The 15,399-nt window shown below is 69.3% G+C and carries 11 protein-coding genes and 5 pseudogenes; 6 read left to right on the forward strand and 10 right to left on the reverse strand.

Going from position 1 to position 15,399, the window contains the following annotated elements; genetic code table 11:
- Positions 1-43: 43 nt before the first annotated feature.
- The 5 genes and pseudogenes from BMG07_RS44740 to BMG07_RS07615 form a co-directional block, all read left to right on the forward strand.
- Positions 44-442: an ABC transporter substrate-binding protein gene (locus BMG07_RS44740; RefSeq protein WP_269758746.1), complete on the forward strand. Its 399-nt coding sequence runs from the start codon at positions 44-46 to the stop codon at positions 440-442.
- 10 nt (positions 443-452) lie between these two features.
- Positions 453-1,079 (forward strand): hypothetical protein, encoded by a 627-nt coding sequence (locus tag BMG07_RS44745; protein ID WP_269758747.1) that lies wholly within the window; start codon positions 453-455, stop codon positions 1,077-1,079.
- Between the two features lie 159 nt (positions 1,080-1,238).
- Positions 1,239-1,829, forward strand: a complete 591-nt coding sequence (locus BMG07_RS07605; protein WP_198084039.1) for an NAD(P)H-dependent oxidoreductase — start codon at positions 1,239-1,241, stop codon at positions 1,827-1,829.
- Between the two features lie 34 nt (positions 1,830-1,863).
- Positions 1,864-2,834, forward strand: a pseudogene (locus tag BMG07_RS07610) (2Fe-2S iron-sulfur cluster-binding protein).
- 134 nt (positions 2,835-2,968) lie between these two features.
- Positions 2,969-3,451: pseudogene (locus BMG07_RS07615) on the forward strand (TetR family transcriptional regulator C-terminal domain-containing protein); the annotation flags it as partial.
- Between the two features lie 94 nt (positions 3,452-3,545).
- On the opposite strand, the gene BMG07_RS07620 reads toward BMG07_RS07615, so the two are convergent.
- From BMG07_RS07620 to mdeB, 10 genes and pseudogenes are all read right to left on the reverse strand, one after another.
- Entirely contained in the window at positions 3,546-4,004 is a 459-nt protein-coding gene (locus BMG07_RS07620; protein ID WP_198084040.1) for a RidA family protein, read from the reverse strand.
- Complete coding sequence (locus tag BMG07_RS07625; RefSeq protein ID WP_198084041.1) at positions 4,001-5,212, reverse strand: amidohydrolase family protein; 1,212 nt, start codon at positions 5,210-5,212, stop codon at positions 4,001-4,003. The genes BMG07_RS07620 and BMG07_RS07625 overlap by 4 nt, the downstream gene beginning before the upstream one ends.
- Positions 5,209-6,030, reverse strand: coding sequence for a 2-oxo-tetronate isomerase (gene otnI, locus BMG07_RS07630; RefSeq protein WP_198084042.1), 822 nt, complete (start codon positions 6,028-6,030; stop codon positions 5,209-5,211). Before otnI ends, BMG07_RS07625 begins: the two co-directional genes overlap by 4 nt.
- Positions 6,031-6,057: 27 nt before the next feature.
- A complete protein-coding gene (locus BMG07_RS07635) occupies positions 6,058-6,723 on the reverse strand; it encodes an aldolase (protein ID WP_198084043.1) in 666 nt (221 codons plus the stop codon).
- A gap of 297 nt (positions 6,724-7,020) precedes the next feature.
- The gene (otnK, locus tag BMG07_RS07640; protein WP_198084044.1) at positions 7,021-8,292 is read right to left on the reverse strand and encodes a 3-oxo-tetronate kinase; all 1,272 of its coding nucleotides are present in this window, start codon (positions 8,290-8,292) and stop codon (positions 7,021-7,023) included.
- Positions 8,293-8,295: 3 nt separating this feature from the next.
- A pseudogene (gene denD / locus BMG07_RS07645) lies at positions 8,296-9,308 on the reverse strand (D-erythronate dehydrogenase).
- A gap of 26 nt (positions 9,309-9,334) precedes the next feature.
- Complete coding sequence (locus BMG07_RS07650) at positions 9,335-10,234, reverse strand: alpha/beta hydrolase (protein ID WP_307866896.1); 900 nt, start codon at positions 10,232-10,234, stop codon at positions 9,335-9,337.
- A complete protein-coding gene (gene ltnD / locus BMG07_RS07655; protein ID WP_198084045.1) occupies positions 10,231-11,166 on the reverse strand; it encodes an L-threonate dehydrogenase in 936 nt (311 codons plus the stop codon). Before ltnD ends, BMG07_RS07650 begins: the two co-directional genes overlap by 4 nt.
- A gap of 165 nt (positions 11,167-11,331) precedes the next feature.
- Positions 11,332-12,107: pseudogene (locus tag BMG07_RS07660) on the reverse strand (FadR/GntR family transcriptional regulator).
- A gap of 60 nt (positions 12,108-12,167) precedes the next feature.
- Positions 12,168-14,828, reverse strand: coding sequence for an alpha-ketoglutarate dehydrogenase (gene mdeB / locus BMG07_RS07665; protein WP_198084046.1), 2,661 nt, complete (start codon positions 14,826-14,828; stop codon positions 12,168-12,170).
- 105 nt (positions 14,829-14,933) lie between these two features.
- On the opposite strand from mdeB, the pseudogene BMG07_RS07670 reads away from it, so the two are divergent.
- Positions 14,934-15,398: pseudogene (locus BMG07_RS07670) on the forward strand (Lrp/AsnC family transcriptional regulator); the annotation flags it as partial.
- Between the last annotated feature and the right edge of the window lies 1 nt (position 15,399).

Here is a 15,399-nt window from a genome sequence, read left to right on the forward strand (position 1 = left end):
TCGCGTCCCGTACTTTCCAAAACCTCCACAGGAGTCCGTCCCCATGCGCATCCCCGCTTTCCACATCCGCCCGCTCGGCGCCGTTGCCCTTGGCCTGGCGCTCGCCGGCGCCGCCTTCGCCGCGCAGGCGCAGGAAAAAGTGGTGTTCGCCACCAACTGGAAAGCGCAGGCCGGCCACGGCGGCTTCTACCAGGCACTGGTGGACGGCACCTACAAGAAATACGGCCTCGATGTCGAGATCCAGCAAGGCGGCCCGATGGTCAACAACCGGCCGATGCTGCCGGCAGGCAAGGTCGACTTCCTGATGACCGGCAACCTGCTGCAGTCCTTCGACAACGTGAAGAACGGCGTGCCCACCGTGGTGGTCGCGGCCTTCTTCCAGAAGACCCGCAGGCCATGTTCGCGCACCCGGGCCAGGGCTTCGACACCTTCAAGGACATGACCAAGCGCCCGTGGCCTTCATCGGCAAGGACGGCCAGTTCAGCTTCTGGCAGTGGATGAAGTCGGAGCACGGCTTCAAGGACTCGCAGCTCAAGCCCTACACCTTCAACGTGGGCCCGTTCCTGGCCGACAAGAAGTCGATCCAGCAGGGCTACGCCATCTCGGAGCCGCTGTCGATCAAGGCGCAGGCCGGCTTCGACCCGGTGGTGCAACTGCTGGCCGACAACGGCTTCTCGACCTACTCGACCACCGTGGAGACGCGCGCCGACCTGATCAAGACCAAGCCCGAGACGGTGCGCAAGTTCGTCGAGGCCTCGATCATCGGCTGGAACAACTACCTCTACGGCGACAACAAGGCCGCCAACGAGCTCATCGCCAAGACCAACCCCGACTCGCCCGTGGCCTCGCTGCTGGGCTCCATCGAGCTGATGAAGAAGATGGGCATCGTCGACAGCGGCGAGTCGCTCACCAAGGGCATCGGCGCCATGGACGAAGCCCGCGTGAAGGACTTCTACGACAAGATGGTCAAGGCCGGCCTGTACAAGCAAGGCGAGGTCGACCTGTCGAAGGTCGTGACCACGCAGTTCGTCAACAAGGGCGTCGGCGTCGACGTCCGCAAGAAGCTCACCGGCAAGTAACCCGCGCGGGTTGCTGCAACAGCTGCTGTTTTTCCCGTGGGTCGCGCGGGGCTTGCGCCGGGGTCAGATGCCGGCGCCTGGGTTGCCATAAGGCACTGCGCGGCCTTTCACTCCTTGGGCTCTGACCCCGTCTCGCCGACAGGCGAACCGGCCCTCCACATGAAAACGCTCGTCGTCCACTGCCATCCGAATCCTGACAGCTTCAACCACGCGCTCTACCGCACCGCCCTCGAGGCGCTCGAACCCCGGCACGCCGTCAAGTCCATCGACCTGTACGCCGAAGGCTTCGATCCGACGCTGACCCGTGAAGAGCGCATTGCCTACCTCGACAACCCCGAACTGATCCGCGAGCGCGTGAAACCCCACGTCGACGCGTTGCTGTGGGCCGAGCACCTGGTGTTCGTCTACCCCACGTGGTTCCACGGACCGCCGTCCATGCTCAAGGGCTGGCTCGAACGGGTGTGGCTCCCGGGCGTGGCCTTCCTGCCGGCGGAGCGCAAGGGGCAGCTCGCGAAGTCGGGCCTGCGGCACATCCAGCGGCTCACGGTGGTGACCACGGGCGGCTCGCCGCGCTGGTTCGTGATGGTGATCGGCGACCCGGGCCGCAGGCTGTTCACGCGTGCGCTGCGCGCGCTGTTCGCCTGGCGCTGCAAGGTGACGTGGCTGCAACTGCACGACATGAACGCCGTGACCGAGAGCGACCGCACCCATTTCATCGAGCGCGTGTCGCGCGCGCTGAAGACCATCTGAGCATCCAGGAAAGAAAGACAAAGGGAGCACGCACATGAGCCTCGAACGCACGCTCACCGTCCGCGTCGAACGCATTTCGCGACAGACGCCGGAAATCCTGGCCTTCGAGCTGGCCCACCCGTGGGGCCGGCCGTTGCCGCCCTACGAGGCCGGCGCGCACATCGACGTGCACATGCCCGGCGGTTTCTCACGGCAGTACTCGCTGGCGCGCGCGCCTTCGGGCACGGGCGCGGGCGCGGGCGGCTACGTGATCGGCGTGAAGCGCGAGCTCGGCAGCCGCGGCGGCTCGGCCTCGATGCACGAGCGCGTGCGCGAGGGCGACCTGCTGCCCATCAGCGCGCCGCGCAACACCTTTCCGCTGCGCGACGAAGCGACCCACCACCTGCTGCTGGCCGGCGGCATCGGCATGACGCCGCTGCTGGCCATGGCGCAGGCACTGGCGGCGCGCGGCGCCGGCTTCACGCTGTGCGTGTTCGCGCGCAGCGAAGAGCACCTGGCCTTTGCGACGCGCTGCGCGCGCCCGCGCTGGCACCGCACCTGCGGCTGCACCTCGACCAGGGCGACGCGTCGCAGCGCATCGACCTGCGCGCGCTGCTGGCCGAGCGCGCGCCCGGCACGCACCTGTACGTCTGCGGGCCCGGCGGCTTCATGCAGGCGGTGCGCGACGCCTCCGCCCACTGGCCCGAAGACGCGCTGCATGCCGAGTACTTCGCCGCGCCCACCGACGCCAACACCACCACCGGCCTGCCCTTCATGCTCAAGCTCGCGCGGCGCGGCATCAGCGTGCCGGTGGCGGCCGACCAGACGGCTGTCGACGCGCTGCACGAAGTGGGCATCGACATTCCCGTGTCGTGCCAGCAGGGCCTGTGCGGCACCTGCGTGGTCGAGGGCGACGGCGAAGGCGCCGAGCACCGCGACTTCTGCCTGACCGGCAGCGAGCGCCGCCACAAGGTGGCGCTGTGCTGCTCCCGCGCCAAGGGCACGGAGCTGGTGCTTCAGCTGTGAGCACGCGGCCTTCCACCGCCGGCACGGGCAGCGACGTGGGCGCGAGTGCGGCAGAGGCCGAGGCGCCCGCCACGCGCGGGCGTTCGCGCAAGTACACGCAGGTGCTCGGCCTGATCAACCAGGCCGCCATCGAGGTGTTCGCCAGCGATGGGCTGGCCGGCGCGTCGACCCAGGCCATCGCCGACAAGGCGGGGCTGTCGAAGGCGCAGCTGCACTACTACATCGACAGCAAGGAAGCGCTGTACCGGCAGGTGCTGCAGGACATCCTCACCGACTGGATCGTGGTGTTCGGCTTCAGCGACGAGGCCTTCGGCCCGCGCAAGGTGCTGGGCGACCTGATCCATCGCAAGATGATGTTCTCGTTCGACCATCCGCTGCGCTCGCGCATCTTCACGGCCGAGATGATGCGCGGCGCGCCCGTCATCAACGACATGATGGACACGAGCAAGCAGCGCACCGACCAGGCCGCCGCCGTGATCCAGAACTGGATGAACCAGGGCCTGATGGACAAGGCCGACCCGATGCTGGTGCTGTTCCACATCTGGGCCGTGACCCAGTTCTACGCCGACCACGCCACGCAGGCCGCGTACTACCGGGGCACGGCGCAGCAAGGCGGCGAGAAAGACCGGCGCTACCTGATCGAGGAGGTGACGGAGTTCCTGCTGAAGGGCGCGGGCGCAAGTAGCCCCAGCGAGCGAGCGCGCGCGTGCGTCAGCGCCGCGGCAGGTACATCGTCGCCTCGACCTCCACCAGCACCTCGTCGCCCGGCAGGAAGCGCGACACCTCCACCACCGTGCTCACCGGCGGCTCGCCCGGGTAGAACAGGCCGCGCACGCGGTTGTAGAACGCGTAGTGCGGCAGGTGGCGGAAGTACTGCACCAGCTTCACCACGTCTTCCATGGTGCCGCCGTGCTCGGCCGCGATCTGGCGGATGCGCTCGAGCACGAACCAGCTCTGCGCGACGATCGGCGCCTCGAACACATCGACCGACATCTGGCCCGTGGCATAGCCCACGCCCTGCAGCGCGGTGCGCGCCGCTTCGGGAATGGCGTCGTAGCCGGCGACGGCGCGGCGCGTGGCGGGGTCGACCGCGACCACGCCGCTCATGAAGACGAAATCGCCGACGCGCTTGGCGGCGGCGTAGTTGGCCATTGGCTTGCCCATGCTCATGGGTTTTTCTCCGGATTGTTCTCGAGGATTTCGCCGGCGCGGATGACGGTGCGTTGCCGTCCGCGCGGGCCGATGAGTTCGTGTTCGTCGGTGGCCGCCAGCACCAGCAGGTCCGCCGGGCAGCCGGGCGCGATGCGCCCGTCCCATGCGAGCCCGAGCGCCTTCGCGGGGTTCACGGTGACGGTGTCGAGCCAGTCGGTGGCGGGCGCCAGGTGCGCCATCTGCACGCCGAGGCCGAAGGTCTCCAGAAGGTCGTAGCTGCCGTAGGGATAGAAGGCGTCCTGCACGTTGTCGGTGGCCAGGCTCGCACGCAAGCCCCGTGCCGCCGCCTCGCGGATGCGCGTGATGCCGCGCTGCACCGGCGTGCGGTCCCACGCGCCCTGCAGGTAGAGGTTGGTGGTGGGCAGCGCAATGATGTGCAGCCCGGCGCCCGCGCACAGCGCGAGCGTTTCGTTGGCGACGGCATCGTCCTGCACCGACAGCGAGCAGCAATGGCCGCAGGCCACGCGGCCCTTGAAGTCGCGTGCGCGCACCAGCTGCGCAATGCTGCGCAGGCCGCCGGCTTCGGCGTCGAGCCCTTCGTCGACATGAAAGTCCAGGTCCAGCCCGTGCTGTTGCGCCAGGTCGAACACGCGCCCGAGCTTGTGGACGATGCCCTCGTTGCGATAGACGAACGCGCCGAGCACGCCGCCCGCGCGCTTGACCTCGCGCGCGATGCGCTCGCCGGCCGCCAGGTCGGCGAACAGGTCCAGCGGCGTGAGCGACACGAACTGCAGCTCGACACGGCCGCGCCACGCTTCGCGCAAGGCCTCGAACACGGGCAGCGCCGCGGGCGGCTCGGGCTGCACCCAGTCGAGGTGCGTGCGCAGCGCGCGCGTGCCGCACTGCCACGCGTCGTGCAGCGCGCGCTCCATGCGCAGGCGCAGCGACTCGCCGGTCCAGCTGTCGCGGTGCTTGTTCATGCGGTCGATGGCCGCGAACAGGTTGCCCTGCGCGGCGCCCACGTCCTGCACGGTGTAGTTCTTGTCGATGTGCGCGTGGGCCTCGACCAGCGCGCTCAGCAGCGTGCCGCGCGCGTGCGTCTGCTCGGCGCTGGGCACGATCGATGCGACCTTGCCGTCGGCCAGCGTGACATCGAACACCTGCGCGTCGCCCGCGACGGTGAAGCCGCGCAGCGGCGCCGGAATGCGCAGTGCCGCGAGCTTCATGCGGTGCGCTGCCGCTGTGCGCGCAACCAGCCGAGCCCGGCCGAGGTGCCGCCCGGCTCGGCGCCGCGCGCGGGCCGGTACTCGCAGCCGATCCAGCCCTGCCAGCCGCACTGCGCCGAGACCTCGTCGATCACGTCGAACAGGTAGGGGTAGTCCTGCTCGCCGGTGTCGGGCTCGTGGCGCGCGGGCACGCCGGCGATCTGCAGGTGGCCGACGCGGCCGGTGGGCAGGTATTTGCGGATCTTCATTGCCACGTCGCCCTCGACGATCTGGCAGTGGTACAGGTCCATCTGCACCTTGAGGTTGGGCGCGCCGACGGCCTCGACGATCTCGTGCGCGTGGTCTTGCCGGTTGAGGAAGAAGCGCGGGATGTCGCGCGTGTTGATGGGCTCGATGAGCACGTCGCGGCCGGCCTTGGCGGCTTCGGTGGCGGCCCAGCGCAGGTTGTCGAGGTACACGGCCTGCACGGCGTCGCGCTCCAGGCCTTCGGGCACGAGGCCGGCCATGACGTGGATGCGCGGGCACTCCAGCGCCACGGCGTAGTCGACGGCCTTGGCAATGCCGTCGCGAAACTCGGCGTCGCGCCCGGGCAGGCAGGCCAGGCCGCGATCGCCGCCGTCCCAGTCGCCGGGCGGGCCGTTGAACAGCACCTGTTGCAGGCCGTTGTGCTGGAGCCTTGCAAGGATCTCGTTCTTCGCGAAGGCGTAGGGGAACAGGTACTCGACCGCCTTGAAGCCGTCTTTCGCGGCGGCGTCGAAGCGGTCGAGGAAGTCGAGCTCGGGGTAGAGCATCGAGAGGTTGGCGGCGAATTGGGGCATGGGGTGTTTGTACTCCTACTGCGGCTGCTACCAGCGCGCGCCGAAGGTGCGGCGCAGTTCATCGATCTGTTCGGCGTTCAGCGGCTCGGGCTTGACGGCCTGCGTGAGTTGCTGGAGTCGGGCGGTTTCCTCGAGTTCCTCGAGCACGGACATGGCGGCGGCCGGCGTGTCGTGCCAGACGTTGGGGCCCAGGCGCGTGAGCATCACCGCGCGGATGGGCGTGCCGGCGGTGCCCAGGCGTTCGATGGCCTGCGCCACCTGTTCGGCGGCCTCGGGGGCGCCGGGGCGGTGGTACGGAACGACGGGCACGTGGCCGACCTTCATGACGAAGTAGGGCGTGAGCGCGGGCAGCAGTTCGGCGCCCGGTGCATTCAGCGTGAGGGCGACGCAGTGGGTGCTGTGGGTGTGGATGACGCAGGCGGTGTCGGGATCGAACGTGCGCGCGGCGGCGTAGATGCGCGTGTGCAGCGCGATCGTCTTGCTGGCACGGTCGCCGCTGGTCTGCCGGCCTTGCGCATCGAGCCGCGCCAGGCGTGCGGGGTCCAGAAACCCGAGGCAGGCGTCGGTGGGCGTGATGAGGAAGCCGTCGTCCAGCCGCACGCTGATGTTGCCGGCGGTGGCGTGCACGTAGCCGCGCTCGAAGAGGCTGCGGCCGACGCGGCAGATTTCTTCTCTGGCTTGGGGTTCGTTCATTTTTTCTTTCGTTTTTGAGGTGCTGTTGTTCAGGGCGGATGCACAGGACACCGGGTACTCCCCTCCGCGAATGTCCCCCGCTTCGCTCCTCCTTTATTTCGCTGCGGGGAGCACCCAGTGCCCTGTGCACTTGGGCACGCAGCTGGTGGATCGCTGATCAACCGGTGCTCTGAAAACGCTCACGTCGGCGGTGTGCTCTGCGCAGCGAAATAAAGGAGGAGGCCGCAGGCCGGGGGACATTCGCGGAGCAGAGCACACCGTCGGCGTGAGCGCGCCCCGAAGGAAGCAGACAAGCCGTCATCCCAGCACCAAAAAAGCCTTGGTAAAAAAATCATCGCTGCCGAAGTTGCCGGACTTCAGCGCGACATGCACGCCAGTGTCGGGCGCGGCATCGGAACGCGCATGGCACCACGGCACGCCCGGGTCGATCTGCGGACCGATTTGCAGTTGGGCGATGCCCAGCGCTTGCACGCACGCGCCCGAGGTTTCACCGCCCGCCACGACGAGCTGGCGCACACCGCGTTCGACGAGGCCGCGTGAAATGGCGGCGATGGTGCGTTCGACCATCGCGCCGGCTTCTTCGACGCCGAGCCTTCCCTGTACCGATTTCACGGCGCCGGCTTCGGCTGTGGAGTAGACGAGCACCGGGCCCTTGTCGATCAGCGGGGTGGCCCACGCCAGCACCTCGGCCGCGACGTCGACACCCGCGGCAATGCGCAACGGGTCGACCGCCATGGCCGCGCCGCCGCGCTGGATGAAGTCGAGCACCTGGCGATTCGTCGCGAGCGAACAGCTGCCCGACACGATGGCCGTCTTGCCGCTCGCCTTCGGCAACGCGCTGGCCTGCGACGAAGGCGCGAGGCCGAAGTTGGCGGGCAGGCCGATGGCCACGCCCGAGCCTGCCGTCAGCAGCGGCATCTTCGCGAGGGCGGGGCCCATGCGCAGCAGGTCGTCGTTGGAGACCGCGTCGACGATGGCGATCGACACGCCTTCGCTTTTCAGTTGCGCGATGCGCTCGTCGATCGCGTCCGCGCCGCGCCCCACCACCGTGTAGTCGATGAGCCCGACCTTGCGCGTGCACTGCGCCTGCAGCACGCGCACCAGGTTCGGATCGGTCATCGGCGTGAGCGGGTGGTTCTGCATGCCGCTCTCGTTGAGCAGCACATCGCCCGCGAAGAGGTAGCCCTTGAACACCGTGCGCTTGTTGTCGGGGAAGGCGGGCGTGGCGATGGTGAAGTCGCAATTCAACGCATCCATCAGCGCCTCCGTCACCGGGCCGATGTTGCCTTGAGGCGTGCTGTCGAAGGTGGAGCAGTACTTGAAGTAGATCTGCCGCGCGCCCTGCGCCTGCAGCCAGCGCAGCGCGCCCAGCGACTGCGCGATGGCGTCTGCCGGCGCGATGGTGCGCGACTTGAGGGCGACCACCACAGCGTCGACATCGGCATCGAGCGGGCCTTCGGGCACGCCGATGGCCTGCACCACGCGCATGCCGGCGCGCACGAGGTTGTTGGCGAGGTCGGTGGCGCCGGTGAAATCGTCGGCGATGCAGCCGAGCACGAGCTGGGGCATGGCTCAGTCCTTCAGCGGCAGCTTCACGGCCTGCGCGTTCTCGCGCACGTAGTCGCGCAGGATGGCGTCGAAGCTGGCGTCGGCCTTCAGGCCCAGCGCCTCGGCACGCGCGGCGTGGATGCGGCTGGGCCAGCTGGTGACGATCTTCGCAACGGCGGCGTCGGGCGTCCAGTCGATCAGGTCCGTCGCTTCCTTGCCCGCGATGCGTTCCAGCGCCTGCGCCATCTCGCGCACGGTGGTCGTCAATGCCGGCAGGTTGATGGCGGTGCGGGCGCCCCATTCGGCGGCGCTGGCGGTGGCTGCGCGCACGATGCCGGCGACGGTGTTGCCGGGCGACGCCAGTGCCACCGGCGTGTCGGGCGACACGGGGCAGCGCGCGCGCTCGCCGGCCAGCGGCTCGCGCAGCATGCCGCTCAGGAAGCTGGAGGCCGCGCCGTTGGGCCGGCCGGGGCGCACCGACACGGTCATGAGCCGCACGTTGCGGCCCTGCACGAAGCCCTTGCGCGTGAAGTCGGCCACCAGCTGCTCGCCGATGAATTTCTGGATGCCGTAGCTGTTCTGCGGCGTGGGCAGCGTGGTGTCTTCGATCACGGCGGGCAGGCGTTGCTCGGGCGAATCGCCGAACACAGCGACCGAGCTGGAGAACACGAACACCGGCGCGTGGCCCGCGCGGCGGCAGGCGTCGAGCAGCACGCGCGTGGTATCGAGGTTGCTGCGCATGCCGAGGTCGAAGTCGGCCTCGCATTCGCCGCTCACGGCCGCGGCAAGATGGAACACGGCGTCGGTGTCGGCCAGCGGCAGCGTGCCGTTGCCGGCTTGCTCGTAGAGGTCGCCCTGCACGAACCGCACGCGCGCGTCGCTTGCCAGGTCGGCCGGCGGCGGCACGCGGTCGGCCAGGGTGATGCGCGACACGGGTTGCGCGGCGCCGCCGGCCAGCGCGAGCGGGCCGCCCGCGAGCAACGTGCGTGCGAGGCGGGCGCGAGGAAGCCGCAGCCGCCAGTGATGAGGATGTTCATGGTGGTCTTGTCCCGGTGTTGTTCGTTCAGAGGGCAGGCAGAAAGCGCAGCAGCGCGTCGGCCACGGCGGCGGGCGCTTCGCGCTGCGGGAAATGGCCCACGCCGTCGAGCAGTTCGCGGCGGTAGGGCCCGCTGAAGAAACGCTCCTTGCCGGCCGACGTGTCGGGATGATTGCACGTGTCGGCCGCGCCGTGCAGCACCAGCGTGGGCACGGCCAGCACGGGCGCGGGGTCGAGCGCGGCGTCGTCGGCCGCGTACCGCGGGTCGCCGGGCACGAAGCCCCAGCGGTGGCGGTACGAATGCAGCACCACGTCGGGCCAGTCGGCGTTGTCGAAGGCGGCGGCGGTGGCGTCGAACTCGGCGCCCTCGTACCAGCCGGCCGGCGCCCAGGTGTCCCACATCATCCGCGTGAAGGCGATGCGGTCTTCGCGCACGGTGCGCTCGCCGCGCGGCGTGGCCATGTACCAGTGGTACCAGTAGTTGCGCGCCTGCGCGAGCGGCACCGGCTGGTCGGGCGCGTTGGTGCCGTAGCCAACCGACATCAGCGTGAGCGCGCTGGCCACGCCGGGCCGCAGGCCGCAGGCGTTGGCCACGGCGCGGGCGCCCCAGTCGTGGCCGACCAGCGCGGGCTGCTTCAGGCCGAGCGCGTCGATGAAGTCAAGCAGGTCGCGGCCCAGCGCCGAGAGCTGGCCGCTGCGCGGCGTGTCGGCGTGCAGGAAGCGGGTGGGCGAGAAGCCGCGCAGGGCGGGCAGCAGCACGCGCCAGCCGGCCGCGGCAAGCCGCTCGGCCACGCCGTGCCAGCTGCGCGGGCTGTCGGGCCAACCATGCACGAGCACCGCGGTGGCGGCGCCGGCGGGGTTCCATTCTTCGTAGCCGATGCGCAGCAGCGGCGTGTCGACGTGGTGGCGTTGGGTCTGTGCGTTCACTTGGTTTGCTCCTTGGGGGCGGGCACTTCGATGCCGGGGAAAATCTTGATGACGGCGCTGTCGTCCTCGCGCGCGTAGCCCGCGGTCGAGGCCTGCATGAACATCTGGTGCGCGGTCGACGACAGCGGCAGCGGGAATTTGCTGGCCCGCGCCACGTCGAGCACCAGCCCCAGGTCCTTCACGAAGATGTCGACGGCCGACAGCGGCGTGTAGTCGCCCGCCAGCACGTGGGCCATGCGGTTCTCGAACATCCAGCTGTTGCCCGCGCTGTGCGTGATGACCTCGTAGAGCGCGGCCGGGTCCACGCCCTCGCGCAGGCCCAGCGCCATGGCCTCGGCCGCCACGGCGATGTGCACGCCCGCCAGCAGCTGGTTGATGACCTTCACCTTGCTGCCCGCGCCCGCGCTGTCGCCCAGGCGGTAGACCTTGGCGGCCATGGCGTCGAGCACCGCGCCGGCCTTGTCGTAGGCGGCGGGGGTGCCGGCGGTCATCATGGTCATCTGGCCGCTCGCGGCCTTGGCGGCGCCACCGGAGATGGGCGCGTCGAGGTACAGCAGGCCGAGCTTGGCGAGCCGCGCCTCGAGCGCCACCGACCAGTTGGGGTCGACCGTGGAGCACATCACGAACAGGCTGCCGGGCTTCATCGACGCGGCGCAGCCCGGCGTGGTGCCGTCGCCGAACAGCACCGCCTCGGTCTGCTGCGCGTTGACGACCACCGACACCACGATGTCGCATTGCGCGCCGAGCGCGACCAGCGTGTCGCAGGCGGTGCCGCCGTCGCGCGCGAAGGCTTCGGCCACGTCGCGGCGCACGTCGAACACATGCGGCGCGTGGCCCGCGCGGCGCAGCGATTGCGCCATGCCGGCGCCCATGGCGCCGAGGCCGACAAGGCCCACGCGACCGGCGGCAGGAGAGTTGGAAGAAGAGGTCATGGGAATGGCTTTCGAAGATCAGCGGTCCACGGTGGAAGTCATGGGAAGGATTGGCCTCGCTCAATTTGTCAGGTCATCATACAAATTTGAGATTTGTTGGCCGATCCGGGTAAACCCGTAAGAAACGCCCGCCGCAGCGACTTTCTGGTGTTTTTAGGTACCGGCTCAGCTGCCGGCCGGCCAGCCTTCGACCAGGGGCCGCGCGAGTTGCGCGCCCTCCTGCTGCCAGAACGCGGGGTCGGCCTGCTCGATGCGGCGGATCGCGTTGTCCATGTGGCTCTTGGCCGCTTCGCGTGCCCGCACCGCGTCGCCGGCCTCGATGGCCTCGACGATCAGCGCATGCTCTTGCGCCACCTGGCGCGCGAAGTCGGCGCGGCGCGCCTCGTTGGCGCGCGTGACGCGGGTCGCGCCGTGCAGGAACTGCCGCAGGTACTGCAGCGTGCCGATCAGGAAGGGGTTGCGCGCGGCCTCGGCAATGGCGCGGTGAAAGCGCACGTCTTCGTCGCGCCGTTGCCGCCCGCCTCGACCGCCGCATGCAAGGCGCCGATGGCCTCGCGGATGCGCTGCACGTCGTCCGGCGTGCGGCGCTCGGCGGCCAGCGCGGCCACCTCGGCCTCGAGTGCGCGACGCAGCTCGACCATCTGGATCACGGCCTCGCGCGAGGCCACGTGCGGCATCTCGAAGCGCAGCGGCTCGACGCCGGCGGCGCGCACGTACACGCCGCTGCCCTGGCGCGAATCGACCAGCCCCAGCGACTTGAGCCGCGACACGGCCTCGCGAACCACGGTGCGGCTCACGCCGAACTGCTCGGCCAACGCGGTCTCGGTCGGCAGGCGATCGCCTTCGGAAAGCCGCCCGCTGCGCACCTCGGCCGCGAGCGCATCGGCCACCTGGTCGGCCAGGCGGACGGTGGGGGCGAGGGACTGGAAGCGGGCGGTCATGGGCGCGAAGGAGGTGGGGCCTGCGACTCTAACGCAGGCCCTGCGCCACCATGCCGCCGCTCAGGTCAGCGCATGGCGCGCAGCATTGGCGATGCTCTGCGCATCCACGCCGAAGAACCCGCGCAGCGCCGCGCGCGTGTCGCTGCGCCCGAAGCCGTCGGTGCCCAGCGTGAGGTAGCGGCGGCCTTCGGGCAGGAAGGCGCGCACGCTCTCGGGCACGGCGCGCACGTAGTCGGTGGCGGCAACGATCGGGGCCTTGCCGCCCTTGCCCAGTTGCCGCGCGATGAACGGCGCATCGGCCTGCACGCCGGCCAGCGCCTGCTGCTCGCAGGCCACGCCGTCGCGCGCGAGCTCGCTCCAGCTCGTGACGCTGAACACCTCGGCCTCGATGCCTTCTTCGGCCAGCAGCTGCGCGGCCTTGACGACCTCGGTGAGGATCGCGCCCGAGCCCATCAGCGTGACCTTCTTCTTCGCCTTGCCGGAAGCTGGCGAGTACACGCCGAAGCGATAGCACCCGCGCAGGATGTCGCCTTCCGCGCCCTCGGGCACGTCGGGCTGCGCGTAGTTCTCGTTCATGAGCGTGACGTAATAGAACACGTCCTTCTGCTCGACCATCATTTCGCGGATGCCCGCGTCGACGATCACCGCCATCTCGCCCGCATAGGCCGGGTCGTAGGCCTTGCAGTTGGGAATGGTCGCGGCCACCAGGTGGCTGCTGCCGTCCTGATGCTGCAGGCCTTCGCCGCCGAGCGTGGTGCGCCCCGACGTGGCGCCCAGCAGGAAGCCGCGCGCACGCTGGTCGGCGGCGGCCCAGATGGCGTCGCCCACGCGCTGGAAGCCGAACATCGAGTAGTAGATGTAGAACGGCAGCATCGCCAGGCCGTGCACGCTGTAGCTGGTGGCCGCGGCCGTCCAGCTCGCGATGGCGCCGGCCTCGCTGATGCCCTCTTCGAGGATCTGCCCGTCGGTGGCTTCGCGATAACTCAGCACCGAGCCGATGTCCTCGGGCGCATAGCGCTGGCCCACGCTCGAATAGATGCCGACCTGCTTGAACAGGTTGGCCATGCCGAAGGTGCGCGCCTCGTCGGCCACGATGGGCACGATGCGCGGGCCCAGGGCCGGGTCTTTCAGCAGGTTGCCCAGCATGCGCACGAAGGCCATGGTGGTGCTCATTTCCTTGCCGGCGGCCGCTGTCGCGAACTGCGCGTAGCTCGCGAGTTCGGGCTTGGGCACGACGTCGCAGGCGGTCTCGCGCCGGGGCATGGCGCCGCCGAGCGCTTCGCGGTGCTGGCGCAGGTAGCGCATCTCGGCGCTGTCTTCGGCGGGGCGGTAGAAGTCCATCGCGGTGGCCTGCGCGTCGGTCAGCGGCAGGTTGAAGCGGTCGCGGAATTCGATCAGGTCCACGTCGCCCATCTTCTTGTGCGAGTGCGTGGTCATCTTGCCCTGCGCGGCGCTGCCCATGCCGTAGCCCTTCTTGGTGTGGGCAAGGATCACGGTGGGCTGGCCCTTGTGGGCGGCGGCCGCGGCATAGGCCGCGTGGATCTTCACGAGGTCGTGGCCGCCGCGCTTCAAGCGGTCGATCTGCTCGTCGGTCATGCCTTCGGCCAGGCGCGCGAGTTCGGGGTTCTGGCCGAAGAAGTTGTCGCGGTTGAAGCGGCCGTCCTTCGCGGCGAAGGTCTGCATCTGGCCGTCGACGGTGTTGGCGAACACGCGGGCCAGGGCGCCGCTCACGTCCTGCGCGAACAGCCCGTCCCAGTCGCTGCCCCACACGAGCTTGACGACGTTCCAGCCCGCGCCGGCAAAGAGCTTTTCGAGCTCGTCGATGATGCGGCCGTTGCCGCGCACCGGGCCGTCCAGGCGCTGCAGGTTGCAGTTGACCACCCACACGAGGTTGTCGAGTTTTTCGCGCGCGGCCAGCGTCAGGGCGCTCATCGATTCGGGCTCGTCCATTTCGCCGTCGCCGAACACGCCCCACACCTTGCGGCCTTCGCAGTTGAGCAGGTTGCGGTGCGTGAGGTAGCGCATGAAGCGCGCGTGGTAGATCGAGCTGATGGGGCCGATGCCCATCGAGCCGGTGGGGAACTGCCAGAAGTCCGGCATCAGGTACGGGTGCGGATAGCTGCACAGGCCGCGCGCGCCGCTGCCGTCGCCATTGACGAAGGCGGGCGCGGTGAGTTCCTGGCGGTAGTGCGTGAGGTCTTCTTCGCTCAGGCGGCCCTCGAGGTACGCGCGCGCATAGACGCCCGGCGCGCTGTGCGGCTGGAAGAACACCAGGTCGCCGCGATGCGCCGCGCTGCGGGCGTGGAAGAAATGGTTGAAGCCGGTCTCGAACAGGTCGGCCGCACTGGCGTAGCTGGCGATGTGGCCGCCGAGTTCGCCATACGCCTGGTTGGCCTTGGCCACCATTGCGAGCGCGTTCCAGCGCATCAACGAGGCGAGCTTTTCTTCGATGGCCAGGTCGCCCGGGAACGGCGGCTGGTCGGCCGCGGCGATGGTGTTGACGTACGGCGTCGCGAGTTCAGGCTGCCAGCCGATGCGCTGCTGGCGCGCCACGCGCGCCAGCTCGACCAGCATCTGCTTGGCGCGCTGCGGCCCCTGGGTTTGCGCCAGCGCCAGGAAGGCGTCGCGCCACTCGGCGGTCTCGAGGGGATCGGGGTCGTGCGAAAGCGGCGTGTCGAGCAGCAGTGCGCGCATCTGGTCGGCTGAAATCGGGGCGTTCATATCGGCACTTTAGGCCGGCATGGGGAGAATTAGCTACCGGCACAACCATGCCCCTGCGAGCGTCGCAGCATAAAATTTCGGCCGTTACCACTCACACGACATTTCATGCAACTCGATGCCATCGACCTGCGCATTCTCGACGAGCTGCAACGCGACGGCGCGCTGTCGAACGTCGAGCTGGCGCGCCGCGTGCACTTGTCGCCCTCGCCCTGCCTGGCCCGCGTGAAGGCGCTCGAAACGCACGGCGTGATCGACCGTTACGTGGCGCTCGCGAACCCCAAGGCGCTGGGGCTGGGGCTCAATGTGTTCATCTCGATCAGCCTGAAGACGCAGAGCAAGCAGTCGCTGGCCGACTTCGAGCAGCGCATCGCCGAGCACGACGAGGTGATGGAGTGCTACCTGATGACCGGCGACCGCGACTACCTGATCCGCATCGCGGTGGCCGACATGGCGGCGCTGGAGAAATTCATCATGGAACAGCTGACGCCGATTCCGGGCATAGAGAAGATCCGCTCGAGCTTTGCGCTCAAGCAGGTGCGATACAAGACGGCGCTGCCGTTGCCGGCGGCGC

It is taken from the genome of Variovorax sp. E3 (assembly GCF_016082275.1).
Taxonomy (GTDB): Bacteria; Pseudomonadota; Gammaproteobacteria; order Burkholderiales; family Burkholderiaceae_C; genus Variovorax.

Bases quoted from the DNA above. Each gene is read 5' to 3' on its own strand.
- ltnD (WP_198084045.1), bottom strand. From the start codon at position 11,166: ATGACCTCTTCTTCCAACTCTCCTGCCGCCGGTCGCGTGGGCCTTGTC.
- BMG07_RS07635 (WP_198084043.1), bottom strand. From the start codon at position 6,723: ATGAACGAACCCCAAGCCAGAGAAGAAATCTGCCGCGTCGGCCGCAGC.
- BMG07_RS07620 (WP_198084040.1), bottom strand. From the start codon at position 4,004: ATGAGCATGGGCAAGCCAATGGCCAACTACGCCGCCGCCAAGCGCGTC.
- BMG07_RS07605 (WP_198084039.1), top strand. From the start codon at position 1,239: ATGAAAACGCTCGTCGTCCACTGCCATCCGAATCCTGACAGCTTCAAC.
- BMG07_RS07625 (WP_198084041.1), bottom strand. From the start codon at position 5,212: ATGAAGCTCGCGGCACTGCGCATTCCGGCGCCGCTGCGCGGCTTCACC.
- mdeB (WP_198084046.1), bottom strand. From the start codon at position 14,828: ATGAACGCCCCGATTTCAGCCGACCAGATGCGCGCACTGCTGCTCGAC.
- otnK (WP_198084044.1), bottom strand. From the start codon at position 8,292: ATGCCCCAGCTCGTGCTCGGCTGCATCGCCGACGATTTCACCGGCGCC.
- BMG07_RS44740 (WP_269758746.1), top strand. From the start codon at position 44: ATGCGCATCCCCGCTTTCCACATCCGCCCGCTCGGCGCCGTTGCCCTT.
- otnI (WP_198084042.1), bottom strand. From the start codon at position 6,030: ATGCCCCAATTCGCCGCCAACCTCTCGATGCTCTACCCCGAGCTCGAC.